Source organism: Roseomonas sp. SRI_022 (assembly GCF_057586215.1).
This window is the reverse complement of record NZ_JBYCZL010000001.1, coordinates 73431-93703: the sequence shown is the minus strand read 5'-3', so window position 1 is coordinate 93703 and position 20273 is coordinate 73431. Positions and strand designations below refer to the sequence as shown.

General features: G+C 68.1%; 18 protein-coding genes. 8 read left to right on the top strand and 10 right to left on the bottom strand.

The features are described 5' to 3' along the window. Nucleotides 1–2: 2 nt before the first annotated feature. The 6 genes from AC2YHJ_RS00400 to AC2YHJ_RS00375 all read left to right on the top strand — a co-directional run bounded on the left by AC2YHJ_RS00400 (nt 3) and on the right by AC2YHJ_RS00375 (nt 7995). Complete coding sequence (locus AC2YHJ_RS00400; protein WP_487393318.1) at nt 3–3113, top strand: efflux RND transporter permease subunit; 3111 nt, start codon at nt 3–5, stop codon at nt 3111–3113. A gap of 75 nt (nt 3114–3188) precedes the next feature. Beyond that, nucleotides 3189–5495 (top strand): xanthine dehydrogenase family protein molybdopterin-binding subunit, encoded by a 2307-nt coding sequence (locus AC2YHJ_RS00395; protein WP_487393317.1) that lies wholly within the window; start codon nt 3189–3191, stop codon nt 5493–5495. Nucleotides 5496–5533: 38 nt separating this feature from the next. Next, entirely contained in the window at nt 5534–6433 is a 900-nt protein-coding gene (locus AC2YHJ_RS00390; protein ID WP_487393316.1) for a LysR substrate-binding domain-containing protein, read from the top strand. A 128-nt stretch (nt 6434–6561) separates the two neighbouring features. Continuing rightward, nucleotides 6562–7476 (top strand): aminotransferase class IV, encoded by a 915-nt coding sequence (locus tag AC2YHJ_RS00385; protein WP_487393315.1) that lies wholly within the window; start codon nt 6562–6564, stop codon nt 7474–7476. Next, the gene (locus AC2YHJ_RS00380) at nt 7466–7783 is read left to right on the top strand and encodes a TetR family transcriptional regulator (protein ID WP_487393314.1); all 318 of its coding nucleotides are present in this window, start codon (nt 7466–7468) and stop codon (nt 7781–7783) included. The genes AC2YHJ_RS00385 and AC2YHJ_RS00380 overlap by 11 nt, the downstream gene beginning before the upstream one ends. A gap of 14 nt (nt 7784–7797) precedes the next feature. Continuing rightward, nucleotides 7798–7995: a hypothetical protein gene (locus AC2YHJ_RS00375; RefSeq protein WP_487393313.1), complete on the top strand. Its 198-nt coding sequence runs from the start codon at nt 7798–7800 to the stop codon at nt 7993–7995. A gap of 40 nt (nt 7996–8035) precedes the next feature. Here AC2YHJ_RS00375 and AC2YHJ_RS00370 read toward each other — a convergent pair whose 3' ends face one another. The 10 genes from AC2YHJ_RS00370 to AC2YHJ_RS00325 all read right to left on the bottom strand — a co-directional run bounded on the left by AC2YHJ_RS00370 (nt 8036) and on the right by AC2YHJ_RS00325 (nt 17828). Next, a complete protein-coding gene (locus AC2YHJ_RS00370) occupies nt 8036–9226 on the bottom strand; it encodes a CaiB/BaiF CoA transferase family protein (protein WP_487393312.1) in 1191 nt (396 codons plus the stop codon). Nucleotides 9227–9233: 7 nt separating this feature from the next. Then, nucleotides 9234–10199 (bottom strand): Bug family tripartite tricarboxylate transporter substrate binding protein, encoded by a 966-nt coding sequence (locus tag AC2YHJ_RS00365; RefSeq protein WP_487393311.1) that lies wholly within the window; start codon nt 10197–10199, stop codon nt 9234–9236. Between the two features lie 66 nt (nt 10200–10265). Beyond that, nucleotides 10266–11249, bottom strand: a complete 984-nt coding sequence (locus AC2YHJ_RS00360) for a Bug family tripartite tricarboxylate transporter substrate binding protein (protein ID WP_487393310.1) — start codon at nt 11247–11249, stop codon at nt 10266–10268. A 40-nt stretch (nt 11250–11289) separates the two neighbouring features. After that, the gene (locus AC2YHJ_RS00355) at nt 11290–12810 is read right to left on the bottom strand and encodes an acyl-CoA synthetase (protein WP_487393309.1); all 1521 of its coding nucleotides are present in this window, start codon (nt 12808–12810) and stop codon (nt 11290–11292) included. Continuing rightward, entirely contained in the window at nt 12807–13670 is an 864-nt protein-coding gene (locus AC2YHJ_RS00350) for a MaoC/PaaZ C-terminal domain-containing protein (RefSeq protein WP_487393308.1), read from the bottom strand. Before AC2YHJ_RS00350 ends, AC2YHJ_RS00355 begins: the two co-directional genes overlap by 4 nt. A 15-nt stretch (nt 13671–13685) precedes the next feature. Next, entirely contained in the window at nt 13686–14567 is an 882-nt protein-coding gene (locus tag AC2YHJ_RS00345) for an HpcH/HpaI aldolase/citrate lyase family protein (RefSeq protein ID WP_487393307.1), read from the bottom strand. Then, complete coding sequence (locus AC2YHJ_RS00340) at nt 14564–15016, bottom strand: MaoC family dehydratase (RefSeq protein ID WP_487393306.1); 453 nt, start codon at nt 15014–15016, stop codon at nt 14564–14566. The genes AC2YHJ_RS00345 and AC2YHJ_RS00340 overlap by 4 nt, the downstream gene beginning before the upstream one ends. 10 nt (nt 15017–15026) lie before the next feature. Beyond that, a complete protein-coding gene (locus tag AC2YHJ_RS00335) occupies nt 15027–15461 on the bottom strand; it encodes a Zn-ribbon domain-containing OB-fold protein (protein ID WP_487393305.1) in 435 nt (144 codons plus the stop codon). Continuing rightward, nucleotides 15458–16642 (bottom strand): thiolase C-terminal domain-containing protein, encoded by a 1185-nt coding sequence (locus AC2YHJ_RS00330; RefSeq protein WP_487393304.1) that lies wholly within the window; start codon nt 16640–16642, stop codon nt 15458–15460. Before AC2YHJ_RS00330 ends, AC2YHJ_RS00335 begins: the two co-directional genes overlap by 4 nt. 28 nt (nt 16643–16670) lie before the next feature. Further along, nucleotides 16671–17828, bottom strand: a complete 1158-nt coding sequence (locus AC2YHJ_RS00325; RefSeq protein WP_487393303.1) for an acyl-CoA dehydrogenase family protein — start codon at nt 17826–17828, stop codon at nt 16671–16673. A gap of 42 nt (nt 17829–17870) precedes the next feature. Between AC2YHJ_RS00325 and AC2YHJ_RS00320 the strand changes: the two genes are divergently transcribed. Both AC2YHJ_RS00320 and AC2YHJ_RS00315 read left to right on the top strand, forming a co-directional pair. Further along, on the top strand, nt 17871–19076 hold the full coding sequence (locus AC2YHJ_RS00320; protein ID WP_487393302.1) for an acyl-CoA dehydrogenase family protein: 1206 nt from the start codon (nt 17871–17873) through the stop codon (nt 19074–19076). Nucleotides 19077–19078: 2 nt separating this feature from the next. Beyond that, entirely contained in the window at nt 19079–20269 is a 1191-nt protein-coding gene (locus tag AC2YHJ_RS00315) for a CaiB/BaiF CoA transferase family protein (RefSeq protein WP_487393301.1), read from the top strand. The last annotated feature ends 4 nt before the right edge of the window (nt 20270–20273 follow it).

Genomic DNA, 20273 nt, shown 5'->3' with positions numbered 1-20273 from the left:
CCATGGCGATCTCCGCCCCCTTCATCGCACGACCGATCGGCACCTCGCTGCTGGCGATCGGCCTCGCGCTGGCGGGGTTCGTCGCCTATTTCAACCTGCCGGTCGCGCCGCTGCCCAAGGTGGATTTCCCCACCATCGCGGTCAGCGCCAACCAGCCCGGCGCCGACCCGGTCATCATGGCATCCTCCGTCGCCGCGCCGCTGGAACGGCGCCTCGGCGAAATACCGGGCGTCACCGAGCTCACCTCCACCTCGAGCCTCGGTACGACGAACATCATCGTGCAGTTCGACCTGTCGCGCTCGATCGCCTCCGCCGCGCGGGACGTGCAGGCCGCGATCAACGCGGCAGGGCCGGATTTGCCATCGGGCCTGACGGCGCCGCCGTCCTTCCGCAAGCTGAACCCGGCCGATGCGCCGGTGCTGATCCTGGCCCTGACCTCGGCGACGGTGGCGCCGGGCGCGATATACGATGCAGCCGACAGCATCCTCGGCCCGCGCATCGCGCAGGTGCCGGGCACCGCCCAGGTCAGCCTGGCCGGCGCCGAGCAGCCGGCCATCCGCGTCGCCGTGGACCCCGCTGCCGCCACCGCGGCCGGGGTGTCCTTCGACCAGATCCGCACCGCCATCACCGGCGCCAACGTCACCCAGGCGACCGGCCTGATCGACGGGGAGGAACAGGCGGCGACCATCGCGGTGAACGACCGCTTGACCACACCGGGCGAGTTCGGCGCCGTGGTGGTTCGCAGGTCGGGCGACGCACTCGTCCGTCTGGACGGTGTCGCCCGCGTCGAACAAGGGCCGCGCGACCGCCGCCAAGCTGGGCTCTACAACGGGCGGCCCGCCGTCATCGTGACGGTCTACAAGCAATCCGACGCCAATGTGCTGGAGGTCGTGGACAGCATCCGCGAGTTGCTGCCGGACCTGCAGCGCTGGATGCCGGCGGGTATCGACGTCACCATCATGCGCGACCGCTCCCAGACCATCCGCGCCAGCGTGAAGGAAGTGGAGCACGCCCTTCTCATCAGCATCGCGCTGGTCGTCCTGGTCGTCGCCGCCTTCCTGCGGCGCAAATCAGCGATCTTCGCCGCTGGCGTGGCGGTGCCGCTGTCGCTGCTCGGCACACTCGGCTGCATGTGGCTGGCGGGCTTCTCGCTCAACAACTTCACGCTGATGGCGCTGACCATCTCGGTCGGCTTCGTGGTGGACGACGCCATCGTCATGATCGAGAACATGGCCCGCTTCACCGAGCGCGGCATGAAGCCGATGCAGGCCGCGCTGGAAGGGGCGCGCCAGATCGGCTTCACCGTGGTCTCGATCAGCCTGTCGCTGGTCGCGGTGTTCATCCCGCTGCTGTTCATGGGCGGACTGGTGGGGCGCATGTTCCGCGAATTCGCGGCGACCCTGACCATCGCGGTTGCCATATCGGCGGTGATCTCGCTGACCGTCACGCCGATGCTCGCCGCGCATCTCGCCAGCGCCACGCCAAGGCCGCCCGGCTGGTTCGGCCGATTGTTCGAGGCAGGGATGGATCGCCTGATCGCGGGCTATATGCGCAGCCTCGCGGTCGCGCTGCGCTGGCGGCGATCCATGCTGACGCTGACCCTCGGACTGATCGGGCTGACGGTGTGGCTCTATACGGTAGTGCCGCGGGGCTTCTTCCCGGACCAGGACAGCGGCCTGATCTTCGGCTTCGTGCAGGCGCAGCCCGATACGTCCTTCCAGCAGATGACCGTTTACCAGCAGCGGGTGATGGATGTGATCCGCGCCGACCCGGCGGTGGAAAACGTCTCCGCCGCGGTCGGCGGCGGTGGCTTCTTCGGCTCCTCGGCCTCGGTGCGGCTGCAGATGACGCTGGTGCCGCAGGACCGACGCCCGGGGATCAAGGCGAACGACGTCATCAACCGCCTGCGCCGGCCACTCGCCGGCGTGACGGGCGTGCAGACCTTCATGCGGCCGGTGTCCGACATCGTTGTCGGCGGGCGACAGGGCAATGCCTCCTATCAATATGTGCTGCTGACGCCAGACATCGATGAGCTGTTCACCTGGAGCGAGGCTCTGGTGCGCCAGCTACGCACCGTTCCGCAGGTCGAGGACGTGTCGAGCGACCAGCAGCGCACGGGGCTCGTATCGCGGCTGATCATCGACCGCGACGCGGCGGCGCGGCTCGGGATTTCCGTGCAGGCGCTGGATGCCGCGCTGAACAACGCCTTCGCGCAGCGCCAGGTCTCGACTATCTACCGCCCGCGCAACCAGTATCGCGTGGTGCTGGAGGTCGATCCGGTCCTGACCGAGGCGCCGGAGAACCTCGACCGCATCTTCCTCGCCGGCCGCGACGGACCGGTGCCGCTCGGCGCGGTGACGCGCCTGGAACGCGGCATCTCGCCGCGAAGTATCACGCATCAGGGCATGTTCCCCGCGGCCACCATCACCTTCAACCTCGCCGAGGGCGTCTCGCTCGGCGAAGCGGCGGCGGCGATCGAGAAGGCGGCGCTCGACATCCAGATGCCGGCCTCGGTGCGCGGCGAGTTCGCCGGCAATGCGCGCGCCTTCCAATCCTTCCAGTCCGGCCTGCCGCTGCTGATCCTGGCCGCGGTGCTGGCAATCTACATCGTGCTCGGCGTGCTGTATGAAAGCCTGATCCATCCACTGACGATCATCTCGACGCTGCCGACGGCGGGGATCGGGGCGCTGATCGCGCTGCTCGCCACCGGCCTGTCCTTCACGCTGATCGCGCTGATCGGCGTCATCCTGCTGATGGGCATCGTGAAGAAGAACGCCATCATGATGGTGGATTTCGCGTTGGAGCACGAACGGGCTGGCGGCGAGGGCGGCATGCAGGCGATCCTGGAGGCCTGCCGCGAGCGCTTCCGCCCCATCCTGATGACCACCCTGGCAGCGCTGTTCGGCGCCATCCCGCTGGCCTTCGCGACCGGTCCGGGGGCGGAGCTGCGCTCGCCACTCGGCGTCACCATCATCGGCGGGATGCTGCTGTCGCAGGTGCTGACGCTGTACACGACGCCGGTCGTCTATCTCGCGCTGGAACGGCTCGCCACGACGCGGCGAGCGCCGCTGCGCCGGCTACCCCGCAGCAACGCAGGCCATCAGGGCGTCTGATTGCCGCGCCCCGCCCGGGATATCGATCCCGGCGCCAGCCCGTGCGACACTGGCCGACCAGGCGAGAGAGGCACGATGACGGCGCGAGCGACGGAAGGCGGGACGTCCCGCCGGCGAATCGAGGATGATCGCTTCCTGCGCGGTGCCGGCCGCTTCGTGGACGACATCGCGGCACCGGGTGCGCTGCACGGCTTCGTCCTGCGGTCGCCGCACGCCCATGCGCGGATCACCGCCATCGACACCGCCGCCGCCACTGCGATGCCCGGCGTGCACGCGGTCCTCACCGAGGCCGACCTGCGGGCGGAGGGCATCGGCCCGCTGCCCTGCATCGCCAAGGTGGCAACCGTCGCGCCGCTGATCATTCCGGTGCGGCCCGCCCTGGCCGATGGCGTCGTCCGCCATGTGGGCGACCCCGTCGCTTTCATCGTCGCCGAGACCCCGGCCCAGGCGCGCGACGCGGCCGAGGTGATCGCCATCGACTACGATCCGCTGCCCGCGATCACCGATGGTGCGGCGGCGCTGTCGCCGAACGCGCCCCAGCTCTGGCCGGAAGCGCCGGGCAACCTCGCCTTCCGCTTCCGCAAGGGCGACGCCGCGGCCGTGGAAGCGGCGCTGGCCGCCGCGGCGACGATCGTCACGCTGGATCTCGTGAACAATCGCGTCACCGCCGCCCCGATGGAACCGCGCGCGGCGATCGGTTGGCATGATGCGGCGACCGGCGCCTTCCTGCTGGAGGTCAGCGGCCAGGGCGTGCACGGCATCCGCGACCAGCTCGCCGATCATATCTTCCACCTGCCGCGCGACCAGGTGCAGGTGGTAGCACCCGATGTCGGCGGCGGTTTCGGCGCGAAGAACTTCCTGTTCCCCGAGTATGCGCTGCTGCTCGTCGCCGCGCGCCGGCTCGGCCGGCCCGTACGCTGGGTGTCGGAGCGGATGGAGGATTTTCTCAGCACCGCGCATGGCCGCGACAACCGCACGCGGGCTCGGCTCGGCCTCGATGCCGATGGCCGCTTCCTTGGCCTGCACGTCGACACCGTCGCGAATATGGGCGCCTATCTCTCGACCAGCGGGCCGGGCAGCTCGACCAATGCGCCGGGCACCGCCATGGGCGGCCTCTATGACATTCCGGCCGTCCACATGGATGTGCGCGGCGCCTTCACCAACACCGTGCCAATCGATGCCTATCGCGGCGCGGGCAAGCCCGAGGCGAACTACGTCATCGAGCGACTGATCGACCTTGCCGCGCGGCAGACGGGCCGCGATCCGGTGGAGTTGCGCCGGCGTAACCTGATCGGTGGCTTTCCCTACCGCACCGCGATGGGGATGACGATCGACTGCGGCACCTTCCAGGCCAATCTCGACGGCGCGCTGGTCGCGGCCGATGTCGCGGGATTCGGCAGGCGGCGTGATGCGGCACGCGCGCGGGGAACGCTGCGCGGGCTTGGCGTCGCCTGCTTCCTGGAGACCTCACGCGGAGCGCCAGGCGAATGGGCCGCGGTGCGGTTCGAGGCCGATGGCCGCGTCGCGCTGGCAGTTGGCACGCAGTCGAACGGCCAGGGTCACGAGACGAGCTTCCCGCAATTCGCCTCCGATCTGCTTGGCCTGCCGGTCGAGACCTTCCGCCTGGTTCAGGCCGATACGCGGCATGTCGCGCGCGGCCACGGCCATGGCGGCGCGCGGTCCCTCCATATGGGCGGCGAGGCGCTGGTGCGCGCGATGGACGCGGCATTGGCGAAGGCCCGCACATGGGCCGCGCAGTTGCTGCAATGCCCCGAAGCAGCGCTGGACTTCGCCGAGGGCCGCTTCAGCCTGGCCGGCGACACTGCGGGTCGCGGCATCGGTCTGCTGGACGTGGCGCGGGCGGCGCGCGAGGCCGGCGGGTCGATCGATGCCGAGGTGGACAGCGACCTCGACCTAGTCACCTTCCCCAATGGCTGCCAGGTGGCGGAAGTCGAGATCGATCCCGACACCGGTGCCCTGCGGCTAGAACGCTATGTCGCGGTCGATGACTATGGCCGGCTGATCAATCCGATGCTGACGATCGGCCAGGTGCAGGGCGGGCTGGCGCAGGGCATCGGCCAGGCGCTGTTCGAGGAAGTGTCCTACGACGCGGCATCGGGACAGATCCTCGCTGCCTCGCTGATGGATTACTGCCTGCCGCGGGCGGAGGACCTGCCGCCGCTTGAGGTCACCTGCGTCGAGGTGCCAACCGCCTCCAACAGGCTGGGCGTGAAGGGATCGGGCCAGGCGGGCTGCATCGGCGCGCCGCAGACGGTGATGAATGCCGTGCTCGACGCCCTCACGCCGCTCGGCATCCAGGCGATCGACATGCCCGCCACGCCAGTCAAGATCTGGCAGGCCATCCAGGATGCCAGGCGGTGACCACCAGGCGCTGACATCCCCATTCGACGAAGGGCGCCATGGAACTCCGCCATCTCCGCTATTTCGTCGTGGTGGCCGAGGAGCTGCATTTCAGCCGCGCGGCGGAACGCCTCGGCATCTCGCAGCCACCACTCAGCCAGCAGATCCGTGCGCTGGAGGAGGAGTTGCAGGTACGGCTGCTCGACCGGACCAGCCGCACCGTGGCATTGACGGAGGCGGGCCGGCTGTTCCTCGAGGAAGCGCGCGCCACGCTCGACCAGGCCGACCGGGCGCGGCTGACCGCGACGCGGGCGCATCGGGGGGAGATCGGCGAGCTGACCGTCGGGCTATTCCCCTCCGCGCTTCTGGCCGAACCGGTCGCTTTGGCCGTCCTGGGTTTCCGGCGCAGGCACCCGCGCGTGCGCCTGGTGCTGCGGGAACGCGCCGTCTACGCGGCGGTACGCGAACTGGCGGCGGGCAGCATGGAGATCGCCTACCTGCGCTATGCCACGCGGCCGGAGGTGCCACCCGGCTTCGCGCTGACGGAGGTGATGCGCGAGCCGATGATGCTGGTGGTCCATCGCGACCACCGACTTGCACGCAGCAAGGACCCAGTGCCGCTCGAGGAACTCGCGCAGGAGCCCTTCATCCATTTCTCGCCGCGATCGGACAGCGCCATGCACGAGCATGTCGCCGCGCTCTGCTCCACCGCCGGCTTCGAACCGCGGATCGAGCAGGAGGCGAACCAGAACGGCTCCATCCTCGCGCTGATCGGCACTGGGATCGGCTTGTCGATCCTGCCGCGCTCGCTCTGCCGGCTGAGCCTGCCCGAGTTGCGCGTGCTGCCGATCGCGAGCCCCGGCGCGATGTCCCGGATCTGGATGGCGCATCGGCGGCGCGGCGGAGGGCCGCTGCTGCAGACCCTGGTCGAGTTGGCGCTTGCACAGCGCCCGGCGTGATGCGACGGCTTCGGCCGCATCGGCCGCGGCAATCGACCTGCCCAGCATGCTGGCGCAGCAAGGCATACTGTCGCGCTCGGCGTCGCCGGCGCGCTGGCAGGCTTCGAAGGCAGGGAGACCACGACAGCATGAATGCGATGGACGAAATGGCCGCGGCGCAGGGCGTCGCCTATATGGATGGGCGCTTCATGCCGCTGGCCGAGGCCAGCATCCCGATCCTCGACCGCGGCTTCCTGCGCTCGGACGTCACCTATGACGCGCTGCATGTCTGGAAGGGCCGCTTCTTCCGCATGCAGGACCATATCGACCGCTTCCGCGCTTCGATCGCCGGATTGCGGATGTCGCTGCCGCATACCGATGAGGAACTGCGCGACATCCTGATGGAATGCGTTCGCCGCACCGGATACCGCGACGCCTTCGTGATGGTGATGTGCTCGCGCGGCGTGCAGCCGCCAGGGACGCGCGACCCTCGGCTGTGCCGCAACCGGCTCTATGCCTATGTTACGCCCTTCCTGTGGATCGCCAATGAGGAACAGCGGCGCGATGGGCTCAAGCTGATCCTCGCGAAGACGCAGCGCATCCCGCCCGAATCGCTCGACCAGAGGATCAAGAACTTCCACTGGCTGGACCTGACGATGAGTCTCTTCGAGGCCTACGACCAGGATGCGCATACCACCGTGCTGCCGCTGGCGGACGGCACCGTCACGGAAGGTCCCGGCTACAACATCTTCCTGGTGAAGGAAGGCGCGCTCGCCACGCCCGATCGCGGGATGTTCGAGGGCATCACGCGCCGCACCGTCACCGAAATCGCCGCCGACCTCCAGATGCGCTGCGAGATCCGGCCCGTCCGCGTCGAGGAACTCGCCGAAGCAGAGGAGATGTTCACGAGCACCACGGCGGGCGGCATCACGCCAGTCACCTGGTATGACGGCAAGCCGATCGGCGATGGCAAGCCGGGGCCGATCACGCGGCGCATCCTCGATCTCTACTGGCGCCAGCATGAGGATGAGGCCTTCACCACGCCTGTCACATATGACGACTGACGGCGAATCGGCGGCGTTGCGGAAGGCCACCGGCCCGCATCGCCAGGCGCGCGGCCGGCTGCGGATCGAGGCGATCCGCGACGCCGCGGACCGGGTGATCCGGCGGCAGGACGGCATCGATGTCAGCCTGCAGGAGGTCGCGCAGGAAGCCGGGCTTACGACCGCCTCGCTCTACCACTACTTCTCGGCCTGCCAGTCGCCGCTGATGGCGCTGGCCACGCGCTACCATGCGGCGTTCGAGGTGCTGGCGGCGCGGCGGATCTCGCGACCAACCGGCGCATCGGCAGCGTCTATTGCCGCAAGCTGATCCAGCACTTCGTGGTGGCCGAGAGTGAGATGCCGGAGGATGCCTTCGACGTCTCGGTGACGATATCGGATGCCATCCGGGCGCTATCCTTCGCCCGCAGTGGCACGGTTGAACCCATCGTGGCGGCTGAGGCATTGCGCGCGCGGCTCGCCCATCTGCGGCTCTATGTGGGTGATTACGTGGAAAAGCGCGCGACGCCCCTCGACGATTGAGGACTGGCACCCACCTTCCCCCTCACGGAAGGCTCGGGAACTAACCCGGCTTGCCGAATGCGCCACCCGAACGGAGGGCGTCGATCTCGTTCGGCCCGTAGCCGAGCATCTGCATGATCGGTTCGGAATCCGCACCCAGCGCAGGTGCCGGTCGGTCGGGCTGCGGCGCAACGCCAGGATAGAGTATCGGCTGACGCGCGGATCGTGCGAGGCCGCTGCCGTTGGGTGCAAAGAAGTCCACATCCTGCAGATGCGGATCCGTCAGAAGGTCCTCCAGGCGGTTGACCCGCGCATGGGGGATGTCGAGCTCCTCGAGCGCCTGGAGCCATTCGTCCGTACCGCGCCGCGCCATTTCCTCGGCCAGCACGGAATAGAGTTCGGCGATGCGCGCGCTGCGTTCGCCCGGATCCGCGAACCATGGCATCGCCAGCACATCCTGCCGGCCGGTGAATTCCAGCAGGCGGCGCCATTGCTGTTCTGTGTAGGGCAATGCGGCAATCCAGCCGTCACGAGTGCGGTAGGGCCGCCGGTCCGGCGCGAACATGCGATGATAGCCGGCAACATCCGGCGTGCCGCCGAAGGCAGCGGCAGCCAGATGTTCGTTCAGCACGAAGGCGGCGACGGATTCGAACATCGCCGCCTCGACCTCGATCGGCCCCTTCATGCCGCGGCCGCGTGCGGCGATCGCCGCCATGACGCCATAGGTCGCGGTCAGCGCCGCCACCTTGTCCGCCATGACACCCGGCACATAGGCAGGGTCCTGCCCGCGATAGGACGGTAGCGCGGCAATACCCCCGGCAGCTTGGATCACATCGTCGAAGGCCGGACGCCCGGCATAGCGGCCGCCGCTGCCGAAGCCGACGGCAGCGCAGTAGATGATGTCCGGGTTGATCGCCGCAACCGATGCGAAGCCGAAGCCCAGACGATCGATCGCCGCAGGACGCATGTTGTGGACGAAGACCTCCGCCCATCGGAGCAGGCGCGTGAAGGCCTCCCTCCCCGCTTCGGTCTTGAGGTCCAGCACAAGGCTGCGCTTGTTGCGGTTGTTGCAGACGAACATCGCGCTGTCGCCCTGCGGGCCGCGCGGCTGGATGGCGCGGGCGAGGTCGCCTTCAGGGCCTTCCACCTTGATGACGTCGGCACCGAGGTCGCCAAGCACCTGGCCGATCAGCGGCCCGTAGATGACGGTGGTGAGATCGAGGACCTTGAGGCCCGGAAGCAGCGGAATCATGCGCGCGTCACTCTGGTCTGATGCCGGCCTCGCCGACGACCTGGCGCCAGAGAGGCAATTCACGGCGCAAGCGCTCGGTCAGTTCCGCCGGCCCGGAGAGCAGCAACCGTCCCCCATCAGCCGCCATCCGCTCACCAAGCGCCGACCCGCTGCGCAGTGGTGCGAGTTCCGCGACAAGGCGTGCCGCCGCATCCGGAGGGAAGTTGCGCGGAGCGAACAGCGCGAACCAGATGGTCATGCCGGTGCCCGGCACGATCTCGGCAATCGAAGGCACGTCAGGCACCACCGGCACGCGCTCGGGCGCGGTGACGCCGAGCAGGACACCGCGCCCTTCGCGCATATGCGGCAGCAGCGTCGCGAGGTCGCCGCTCATGATGTCCACGTCGCCGGCCAGGAAGCCGCTGATCAACTGTCCGCCGCCGCGATAGGGCACGTGCTGCCAGGTAATGCCCGCGCGCGCGCCGAACAGCGCAGCCGCCATGTGGGTGGTGGTGCCGTTGCCCGAGGATCCATAGGTGATACGTCCGGGTGCCGCCTTCGCCGCGGCGATCAGGCCCGGCAGGTCGCGGAAGGTCGCATTGGGCCGGACCATGAAACCGATGCTCGATTCCGAGACCAGTGAGATCGGCGTCAGATCGTTCACCGGATCATAGCCGATGTCCGGCTGCACGGCGGGCTGGATGGCGACGGCACCGGTGACCATCAGCAGCGTGTGCTGGTCGGTTGCAGTGATCACCTGCTTGGTTCCCAGCGCGCCACCGGCGCCGGGCCGCGTTTCCACCACGAAGGGCTGTCCGAGCCGCGCGGCGAGATGTTCGGCGAGAAAGCGCCCAGGAATCTCGACCGGCCCGCCCGCCGCGTAGGGTATGACGATGCGTACCGGGCGATTCGGCCAGGCACGCGTCTGCGCCACAGCCGCAACCGGCAGGGCCAGGGCGGCGGCGGCAAGGGCGCTGCGGCGCGTGATCGGCACGGTGTTTCCTCCCTGGTCCCGCGCACAGGCTACGTCCGCGCGGCACCGGCCGTCCATCTGCGGTGGCTATTCCGGGGTGATGCCGGCGCGGCGCACCAGGTCCGCATTGTCCGCCAGGTCCTTCGCCACCTGCTCTCGCATCGCCCTCGCGCCGGTCGGCGCCGCGGTGATGCCGAGCGGTTCGAGCCGCGCGAGCAATGCCTCGTCCGAGAAGGTTTGCGCGAGCGCTCCTTCGATCTGGCCGGCGACCGCATCGGGCAACCCAGCCGGCGCGGCGACACCGGTCCAGTTGGGCACGACGAAGTCAGGAAAACCCTGTTCCGCCACTGTCGGCAGGTTGGGAAGCGGACGGAAGCGCTGCGTCGTTCCGATGCCCAGCGCGCGCACGCGGCCGGCTTCCATATGCGGCTTCGCCGGCGCCAACGTGCTGAGCATGAAGTCCACCCGCCCGCCCGAGACATCGATGAGTGCCGCGGCCGTACCGTTATAGGGCACGTGGATCATCTCCACACCCGCCCGCCGCGCCAAGTCGAAGGTGCCGAGATGCGCCGAGGACCCGACGCCCCAGGTCGCGTAGCTGATCTCGTTCGGCCGGCGCTTCGCTGCGGCCAGGAGCTGCTCCAGGCTTTCCCAGCGTGGATGGGCGACGAAAAGGTAGACGGCGATGCCCGTCATGCCGAGCCAGGTGAAGTCCTTCGCCGAATCATAGCCCGCACTGCGCAGGACGAAGGGCGTGATGGTGAAGGTGGCATTGCCAGCGAAGACCATGGTGTAGCCGTCAGGCCGCGCGCGTGCGGCAAGGCGCGTGCCGAGCGTCGTGCTCGCGCCCGGCTTGTGGTCCATGACGAAGGTGCCGCCGAGGCGTTCCTGCAGACCTTGGTTGATCGCATTCCCGAACACGTCCGGGATGCCCCCCGCGGCATAGGGTATGATGAGGCTGGCTGGCCGGTTGCCCGGAAAGGCCACCTGTGCGCGCGACAAGCGCGGGGCAAGAAGCGGCGCGAATCCCGCAGCGAGCAACCCGCGGCGTGGGATGGTGATGCGGTTCATGCTGGACCTCCCTTCTCGCGCGTTGCCGGCGCGATCGTCGTCAGATCGCGCGGCCAGCCCCTTGCCAGTAGGGCTCGCGCAGCTTGCGCTTGAGCAGTTTGCCGGAATCGTCGCGCGGTAGTTCCTCGTGGAATTCGATCACTCGCGGAACCTTGAAATTCGCGAGCTTCGCCTTCAACGACTCACGGATCTCCGACTCCGTCGTGCCCGGTGCCGCGCGGATCGCGGCGCAGAGAGATTCCCCATATTCCGCATCCGGGATGCCGAAGACGGCACAGTCGAGCACGCCGGGGATGCCGATCATCACCGCCTCGATCTCCGCGGGATAGATGTTGACGCCGCCCGAGATGACCATGTCGCGCTTCCGGTCGCAGAGGAACAGGTAGCCGTCCTCATCGAAGTAGCCGACATCGCCGACGGTGATCAGGCCATCGCTTTCGACCGCGCGGCGTTCGCTATCGCGCTTGTTGTAGGTGAAGTCCGGCATGTACGTGACATGCGCGAAGATCTCGCCGGGCACGCCGACGGGGCATTCCGCGCCATTGTCGTCGAGGATCCTGATCGTAGCACCTTCCGTCAGCGTGCCGACGCTGCCGGGCTTCGCGAGCCACTGCTCGCTGGTGCAGGCGGTGGGCGCGCCGAGGTCGGTGGCGCCGTAGAACTCATGGATGACCGGCCCCCACCATTCGATCATCGCGCGCTTCACCTCGGGCGGGCAGGGTGCGGCGGCATGGGTTGCATGGCGAAGCGAGGAGAGATCGTAGCGACGCTTCACATCCTCCGGCAGGCGCAGCAGGCGTATCATCATCGTCGGCACGAGGAAGACGGTGGTGATGCGGTGACGCTCGATCAGTGCCAGCAGTTCCTCCGGGTCGAAGCGCGGCATCAGCACCAGCACCTCGGACAACGGCACGGCACGCAAGCCGAAACCATTCGGGGCGGAGTGATACATCGGGCCGGGCACGAGCGCGCGGATGCCCGGGACAAGCCCATAGATCTGCGCACGATTACGCGCAGTGGCGGCGGCCTGTTCCGGCGTCGGCGGCTGGCGGCGGACCCCCTTCGGCCGGCCGGTGGTGCCGGAGGTATAGATCATGCTCTCCCGCGCCGGCTGCGGCAGACTGTCCCTTTCGGCATGGCGGGCGATGAAGTGGTCCCAGTTCTCGCCCGCCACGGTGCTGGTCGTGGGCGGGATGTCGTACGCGGAGGCGGCCTCCGGTGGCGTGGGGACGACGAGGATCGTCAGCCCTTCCGGCGCCTCCGACAGAAGATGCAGAAGGTCGTGATGCACGACGACGACACGTGCCTCGCAATCGCGCAATAGATAGGCCACCTCGTCCGGCTTCCAGTGCCAGTTGACCGGCACCGCATAGCCGCCGAGCGTCGTCGCGGCGAGGCTCGCTTCCAGGAAAGAGAAGTCATTGCGCAGCAGCAGCGCGACGCAATCGCCCGGCCCGACGCCAAGCGCCGCGACGCCGGTCGCCGCGCGGCGCACGCGCGCCATCATGGCGTCGCGGGTGACCTGGCGGTCACCACTGATGATGATCGCCGGCGTCGTCATGGAAGGTATTCCGCGCGGCCGTTGTTGAGCGCAATGACGTCGCGCGCGGGCACGCGCAGGCGGAACGCGGCCACGCCTGGTCCCTGCTTCCAGACTTCCGTGCGCAGCGTCTCGCCCGGATAGACCGGCGACGTGAAGCGCAGGTCGAAGCGCCGCAGCCGTGACGCATCGCCGTCGCAGAGCAGGTTCGTCACCGCCCAGCCCGCGACGCCATAGGAGCAGAGCCCATGCAGGATCGGTTGCGCGAAGCCGCCCTTGGCCGCGGCCTTGGGGTCGGCATGCACCGGGTTGTAGTCCCCGTTCAGGCGGTACAGCAGCGCCGCATGGCGGCCCACCGTCCAGTCGAAGGTCGCATCGGGCGTACCTTCCGGCACCGGATGCGGCTGGCGGATCGGGCCGCTCGGCCCGCCGAAGCCGCCATCGCCACGCAGGAAGGAGGTGCTGGTCAGGCTGCACAATGTCTCGCCACCCGCGGCGTCGCGCAGCTCGCGCGTCGTGTACATCAGCGCGCCCTTGCCGGCGCCTTTGTCGATGATCTCGTCGATACGGAACTTGCTGATGACGCGGCCCTTCGCCGGCAGCGGCTTGTGGATGGTCAGTCCCTGTTCGCCATGCAGGACCTTGGGCCAGTCCACGCCGGTATCGGGTTCCTTCACCCAGAAGCCGGGCGTCGCCAGCACGACACCCATGGTCGGCAGGGCAGTGAGGTCTTCCTCATAGACATGGCGAAGCTGCTTCGGGTCCATCGGATCCTGGCCGAGGCCAAGGCCGAGCGCGTAGAGCATCGTATCCTTGGCACCGTAGGCGACCTCGATGTCGGCGAAATGGCGGTTCTTCAGCTTCTCGTAGTCGATGGCCATGCGTCGTCTTCCCCGTCAGTCCTGGAACGCCGCCTCGGCGGCAAGCACGCGCTGCGCCTGGCGCAGATGCGGCATGTCGATCATCTTCCCATCGAGTCCGACGGTGCCGATGCCCGGGTTCGCCTCGAAGGCCGCAACGATGCGACGGGCGTGGGCGACTTCCTCCGCAGTCGGGCGGAAGCCTTCGTTGATGGGACCGACCTGCGCGGGGTGGATCGCGATCTTGCCGGTGAAGCCCTGCTTGCGGCCGTCGGCACAAGCGGCGCGCAGCGCTGCCTCGTCCCGGAAATCGACCTCCAGCGTGTCGATGGGCTGCACATTGGCCGCCACCGCGGCCAGCAGGCAGGCGGACCGAGCCAGTCGATAGGTCAACGCATAGCCACCCGCCGGATCCTGGTTGGTGCTGGCACCGAGGGCAGCCGGCAGATCCTCCGCGCCCCAGGTCATCGCGGCGAGACGTGGCACCGCGACCTGCGCGTACTCGGACAGGCGCAGCACCGCCGCGGCGGTCTCCGTCGCTACCGCCAGCAGCTTGATCCCGCCAGGCGTCAGGCCGTCGCGCGCTTCCAGCGCATCGAGCCAATGCGACAGGCGCAGCAACTCATCCGGGCCATTCACCTTCGGCACCACGAGGCCGTCCGGCGCGGCACGCACCACGGCGGCCGCGTCGGTCAGGCCCTCACCGTCAAGCGGATTGATGCGCACCCAGAGCTGTGGGCGGCGCCCGGCGCCGGCATGCGCGGTCAGGTAATCCACAACCATCCCGCGCGCGACGGGCCGCCGTGCCGCGGCGACGGAATCCTCCAGGTCGAGGATCAGTGCATCCGCGCCGCTCTCACCGCCCTTGGCAAGCTTCCGCTCGCTGTCGGCCGGCACGAAGAGCCAGGAACGGATCATGCCGGCTTGCCGAGCATCAGCGCCTGACGACGGCAGTGCCCGACCAACACGTCATGCTGGTTGAAGGCCCGGTGCATGAACTCGACAATGCCCTGGCCGGGGCGGGACTTGCTCGGGCGCTTGGACAGCACTTCCGATTCCACATGGATGGTGTCGCCGTGGAACAGCGGCTTCGGGAAGCGGACCTCGTCCCAGCCGAGATTGGCGACCGTGGTGCCAAGCGTCGTGTCAGTCACCGAGATGCCTACCATCAACCCCAGCGTGAAGCAGGAATTGACGATCCGCGTGCCGAACTCGGTGGACTTGGCGTATTCCTCGTCGAGATGCAACGCGGCCGGATTGTGCGTGATCGCAGAGAACCAGACGTTGTCGGTCTCCGTGATCGTCCGGCGAATCGCATGCCGGAACACCTGTCCGACCTCGAATTCCTCGAAGTAAAGTCCCGCCATGGTCGTGTCCTCAGCCCTTCACGCGCCACTGGACCAGCGTGTAGGGCGGGTCCGCCTCATCATGCGGTTCGAAGACCGCCTCGACCTCCGTTCCGATCTCGACCGGTGCGGTCGGTTCGCAGAGCAGATTGCCGACCATGCGAACGTTGCCGGCATGGGGCAGTTCCACCAGCACGATGGTGTAGGGGCCGAAGCCGTTCAGCGCCGGATGCACGGGATGGTGCGGGCGCTGCCACGACCAGATGCGGCCGCGGGGCGCCACTTCGTCCCACCCCAGATCGAAGGAGTGGCAACGATGACAGACCCATTCCGGGCCCCATTGATGCGCGCCGCAGCCCTTGCAGCGCTGGATCACCAGCTTGCCGGCGCGCGTGCCTTCCCAATAGGGCTTGGCGACGGGCTCCTGCGCTGGCGCGGGCAGGCCGGGGGGAAGGGCGTTGCTCACAGGGTCGCCTCCGTGCCGAGGACCAAGCTGCTGACAGGTGTCACCATCGGGCCGCCGAGGACGGCGACGACGTCCGCGCCAGCAACCTGATTGCTCGCGGTACCGCGGAGCTGGCGGACGGCCTCATTCACCATCTCGAGGCCGTGCATGTAGCATTCGGCCAGGTTCCCGCCGCTGGTGTTCATCGGCATCTTGCCGCTGGGTGCAAGCAGGTTCTCGAGGACGAGGAACTCGTTGGCCTTCTTCGGATCGACGAAGCCATGCTCGACGAGCGAAAGCAGCACGCCGCCGGTGAAGTTCTCATAAGCCTGCACGACATCGACATCCTGCGGGCCGAGCTTCGCCATGGCCCACATGTTTTTCGCGACCGTCGGGAAATGTGCCGACGCGTAGTCCGGCGCGTTGTGCACCGGCGCCGCGCTGCGATGATGCCCGCCCTGCGCCGTGCCGAGCAGGTAGGTCGGCTTGTGCGGCAGGTCCTTCGCGCGATCCGCCGGCACGACCAGCACCGCGCCCGCGCCGTCATTCTCCTGGCAGCAATCGAAGAGGCGATGGAACGGCTCGACGATCCAGCGGGAGGCGTCGTACTTCTCCTCCGTCAGCGGCCTTCCGTACATCACTGCGCGGGGGTTGGTCTGCGCGTGGTGGTAGGACGCCATGGCAATGCTGCGCAGGGCTTCATGCCCGATGCCGTGCTCGGTCATGAAGCGCGTGATCTTCATGGCGAAGCGCTGCGCCGGCGACATCAAGCCGTAGGGGAAGAGGAAGGCATCGTCCCCGGCCGCCGCCGCGACCGCCGCGCCGCGCCCATAGCGGGCGAACTGCCCTTGCGCGAGGGAACGAAAGGCGATGACGCAATTCGCCATGCCCGAATGCACCGCCGCCGCCGCATTGGCGACGGACGCCGCCACGCCGCCGCCACCGCCACCCCAATGCATGTTGGAGAAGCGCAGTTCCTTGATGCCGAGCGCGGCGGCAAGGCGCACCGCCTCCGACCGGTCGTTGCCATAGGAGGCAAAGCCATCGACCTCCTTCGGGTCGATGCCGGCATCGCGGCAGGCGGCGAGAACCGCCTCCAGCGCCAGCTTGAATTCCGCATCGGGCGAATGCCCATGCTTGTAGTAGGTGGTCTCGCCGATACCGGCGATCGCCACCTTGCCGCGCAGCGTGCGCTCGCTCATCGGCGCTGTGTCCCTTCCTGGCCGCCCATCACCCGGCGCCCTGGAACAGGCGCCGGCCGATGATCTCCTTCATCACTTCCGCAGCGCCACCGGCGATGCGCGTCACGCGCGCATCCGCCCAGGCCCGCGCGATTGGCGTTTCCACCACGTAGCCGGTGCCGCCGAACAGCTGCAGGCAACGATCCAGCACCTCGCATTGCAAGTCGGTGCAGAAGAGCTTCGCCATGCCAGCCTCGACAGGATCGAGCGCGCCCTGCATCTGCAGCGCGATCAGCCCGTCCGTCATCGCCCGCGCAGCCACTGTCTTCGTCGCGAGTTCCGCCAGCACGAAGCGCGTGTTCTGGAAATCCGCGATGGTGCGCCCGAAGGCCTTGCGCTCGCGCGTATGGGCGATGGTCCAGCGGATGGCTTCCTCCGCCAGCACCGTGCCGCGCACCGCCTGCACCAGGCGTTCGCGCGCCAGGTTCGTCATCAGCATGCCGAAGCCCTGGCCTTCCGCGCCAAGGCGATTGCCCATCGGCACGCGCACCTCATCGAAGAACAACTCCGAGGTGTCCTGGGCCTTCATCCCGATCTTGGCGAGGTTGCGGCCGCGCCGAAAGCCAGGCGTCGAGGCCTCCACGACGATCAGACTGACGCCATGCGCGCCAGCATTCGCGTCCGTCTTGCAGGCGGTGATGATGATGTCGGCGTTCTGGCCGTTGGAGATGAAGGTCTTCTGGCCACGAATGACGTAGTGGTCGCCATCGGCGACGGCGCGGGTGCGGATGCCCTTCAGGTCGCTACCCGCATCCGGTTCCGTCATGGCAATGGCGCCAATCAGGGTGCCATCCACCATCCCTGGCAGCCAGCGCCGCTTCTGCTCGTCAGAGCCGAACTTCGCGAGATAGGTCGCGACCATGTCCGAATGCACGACGAAGCCGGGGCCCGAGAGATTGGCGCGGGCCAGTTCCTCGGTGACCACCGCGCAATGGCCGAAATCACCCCCTGGCCCGCCATATTCCGGCGCCACGTCGCAGCAGAGCAGGCCTGCCTCGCCCGCCTTGCGCCAAGCCTGGCGCGGGACGATGCCCGCTTCCTCCCAGGCCATGGTGTGCGGAACGAGTTCCGCCTCCACGAAGCGACGCACGGAGGTTCGGAAGATTTCGTGTTCCTGGCTCAGCACCGTGCGTGGCCGGTCCAGCATGCCGTTTCCTCGATCGTTCTCGTTCTCTTGCAAATGGTAAGCATGCGTACGATCATCGTGCAAGCAGCCGCGGAGGAACGCATGGATTTCGGCCTATCGCCCGAACAGGAGGCGATCATCGAGGGCGTGTCCGCCGTCTGCCGGCGTTTCGGCGACGAGTACTGGCGGTCCTGCGATGATGAGGCACGCTTCCCGCGCGAGTTCCACCGCGCCATGGCCGAGGGCGGTTGGCTTGGCATCACCATGCCGGAGGAGCATGGCGGTGCCGGCCTCGGCGTCACGGAAGCGGCGCTCGTGATGCACACCGTCGCGCGGCACGGCGGGGCGATGGCCGCCGCGTCGTCCATTCACATCAACATGTTCGGCCCGCATCCGATTGTGGTGCACGGCACGCCCGAGCAGAAGGCGCGTTGGATCCCACCGCTGATCGCGGGTACCCACCAGGCCTGCTTTGGTGTGACGGAGCCCAATGCCGGCCTCGACACGACTTCCATCACCACCTTCGCGACCAAGGTGCCCGGCGGATACCGCGTGAATGGCCGGAAGATGTGGACTTCGACGGGACAGGTCGCGAACAAGATCCTGCTGCTGACGCGCACCACGAAGAAGGAAGATGTGCGCAGGCCCACCGAGGGCATCACGCTGTTCTACACGGAGATCGACCGGAGCAAGGTCGAGATCAAGCGCATCCCGAAGATGGGCCGCGCTGCGGTCGATTCGAACATGACCTTCATCGACGACCTCTTCATCCCGGATGAGGACCGTATCGGTGAGGAGGGGAAGGGCTTCTCCTACATCCTCGACAGCCTGAATCCCGAACGCGTGCTGGTCGCCTCGGAAGCCGTGGCCATCGGGCAGGACGCGCTGCAACGCGCCGCGCGCTATGGCCAGGACCGGACGGTCTTCGGCCGGCCGATCGGGCAGAACCAGGCGATCCAGCATCCGCTGGCGGAATGCTGGACTGCGCTCGAATCCGCCTGGCTGATGGCGCAGAAGGCTGCCTGGCTCTACGACAGCGGCAGGCCCTGCGGGGCGGAGGCGAATGCCGCGAAGCTTCTCGCCGGCCGCGCCGGGCACAATGCCTGCCTCCAGGCCGTGCTGACCCATGGCGGCATGGGCTATGCCAAGGAATACGTCGTCGAACGCCTGCTGCGGGAGGTGCTGATCTGCCGCATCGCGCCGGTCTCCGAGCAGATGGTGCTCTCCTTCATCGCCGAGCGCGTGCTCGGCCAACCGAAATCCTACTGAGCATGACACCGCTTGCCGGGCTCCGTGTGCTCGACTTCTCGAAGGTGTTGGCCGGGCCGCTCTGCGCGCAGTGGCTCGGGGACCTTGGCGCGGAGGTGACGAAGATCGAACCGCCCAAGGGCGGCGATGACACGCGCGGCTGGCCGCCCTTCCGCGGTGGGGTCGGTGCGGTGTTCCTCAGCGCCAACCGCAACAAGAAGTCGCTGACGCTGGACCTCAAGACCGAGGCGGCGCGCGCGGCCGCGCGGCGCATGGTCGAGCAGGCCGATGTGCTGATCGAATCCTACGCCACCGGCGTGGCAGATCGCCTCGGCATCGGCGCGGAGGAGATGCGCTCGCTGAATCCGCGCCTGGTCTATTGTTCCATATCCGGCTTCGGCCGCACCGGTCCACTGAAGGATGGACTCGGCTACGACGTCATCCTCCAGGCCTTCAGCGGCATCATGGCGATGACCGGCGAGCGCGGCGGCGGCCCGGCGCGCAGCCCCTTCTCGCCGATTGACCAGTCCACGGGAATGAACGCCTTCTCGGGCATTCTCGCCGCACTGCTGGAACGCAACCGGACGGGCCAGGGTTGCCGGCTGGAAGTGTCCCTGTTCGAGACCGCGGCAGCATTGCTCGGCTACAATTTCCAGATCTTCTGGGAGAAGGGATCGCTGCCCGAGAAATGCGGTTCCGGCCATGAATCGCTCTGCCCCTACCAAGCCTTCGACGCCTCGGACCGCCCGGTTCTGATCGGCATCGCCAACGACAACCTCTGGCGCCGCTTCACCGCCGGCATCGGGCAGCCCGAGCTGGGCGAGGACCCGCGGTTCCGCACCAATGCCGATCGCGTGGCGCGCTTCGCTGAGACGGTGGCGCTGGTGCAGGCCATCGTCGCGACGCGCACGGCGGATGAGTGGGTGGAGTTCTGCCTGCGCATCGGGATTCCGTGCGCCGCGGTGAACACCATCGCCGACATGCTCGCCCATCCGCATATGGCGGCGCGAGGCATGGTGATGGACTACGAGCATCCGCAACTGGGGCCGCTGAAGACCATGGCTCAGCCCATCCAGTTCGATGGCGAGACACGGCGCATCGCCTCCCCGCCGCCAATGCTCGGTGAACACACGGAGGAAGCATTGGCCGGCTATGCCTTCACCGCGGAGGAGATCGCCGGCCTGCGGGCAGCCGGGGCACTCGGCCCGGCGTGAGAGG

Coding starts and splice junctions, on each gene's coding strand:
- AC2YHJ_RS00400 (WP_487393318.1), top strand. CDS start 3: ATGGCGATCTCCGCCCCCTTCATCGCACGACCGATCGGCACCTCGCTG.
- AC2YHJ_RS00395 (WP_487393317.1), top strand. CDS start 3,189: ATGACGGCGCGAGCGACGGAAGGCGGGACGTCCCGCCGGCGAATCGAG.
- AC2YHJ_RS00390 (WP_487393316.1), top strand. CDS start 5,534: ATGGAACTCCGCCATCTCCGCTATTTCGTCGTGGTGGCCGAGGAGCTG.
- AC2YHJ_RS00385 (WP_487393315.1), top strand. CDS start 6,562: ATGAATGCGATGGACGAAATGGCCGCGGCGCAGGGCGTCGCCTATATG.
- AC2YHJ_RS00380 (WP_487393314.1), top strand. CDS start 7,466: ATGACGACTGACGGCGAATCGGCGGCGTTGCGGAAGGCCACCGGCCCG.
- AC2YHJ_RS00370 (WP_487393312.1), bottom strand. CDS start 9,226: ATGATTCCGCTGCTTCCGGGCCTCAAGGTCCTCGATCTCACCACCGTC.
- AC2YHJ_RS00360 (WP_487393310.1), bottom strand. CDS start 11,249: ATGAACCGCATCACCATCCCACGCCGCGGGTTGCTCGCTGCGGGATTC.
- AC2YHJ_RS00355 (WP_487393309.1), bottom strand. CDS start 12,810: ATGACGACGCCGGCGATCATCATCAGTGGTGACCGCCAGGTCACCCGC.
- AC2YHJ_RS00350 (WP_487393308.1), bottom strand. CDS start 13,670: ATGGCCATCGACTACGAGAAGCTGAAGAACCGCCATTTCGCCGACATC.
- AC2YHJ_RS00345 (WP_487393307.1), bottom strand. CDS start 14,567: ATGATCCGTTCCTGGCTCTTCGTGCCGGCCGACAGCGAGCGGAAGCTT.
- AC2YHJ_RS00340 (WP_487393306.1), bottom strand. CDS start 15,016: ATGGCGGGACTTTACTTCGAGGAATTCGAGGTCGGACAGGTGTTCCGG.
- AC2YHJ_RS00330 (WP_487393304.1), bottom strand. CDS start 16,642: ATGAGCGAGCGCACGCTGCGCGGCAAGGTGGCGATCGCCGGTATCGGC.
- AC2YHJ_RS00325 (WP_487393303.1), bottom strand. CDS start 17,828: ATGCTGGACCGGCCACGCACGGTGCTGAGCCAGGAACACGAAATCTTC.
- AC2YHJ_RS00320 (WP_487393302.1), top strand. CDS start 17,871: ATGCGTACGATCATCGTGCAAGCAGCCGCGGAGGAACGCATGGATTTC.
- AC2YHJ_RS00315 (WP_487393301.1), top strand. CDS start 19,079: ATGACACCGCTTGCCGGGCTCCGTGTGCTCGACTTCTCGAAGGTGTTG.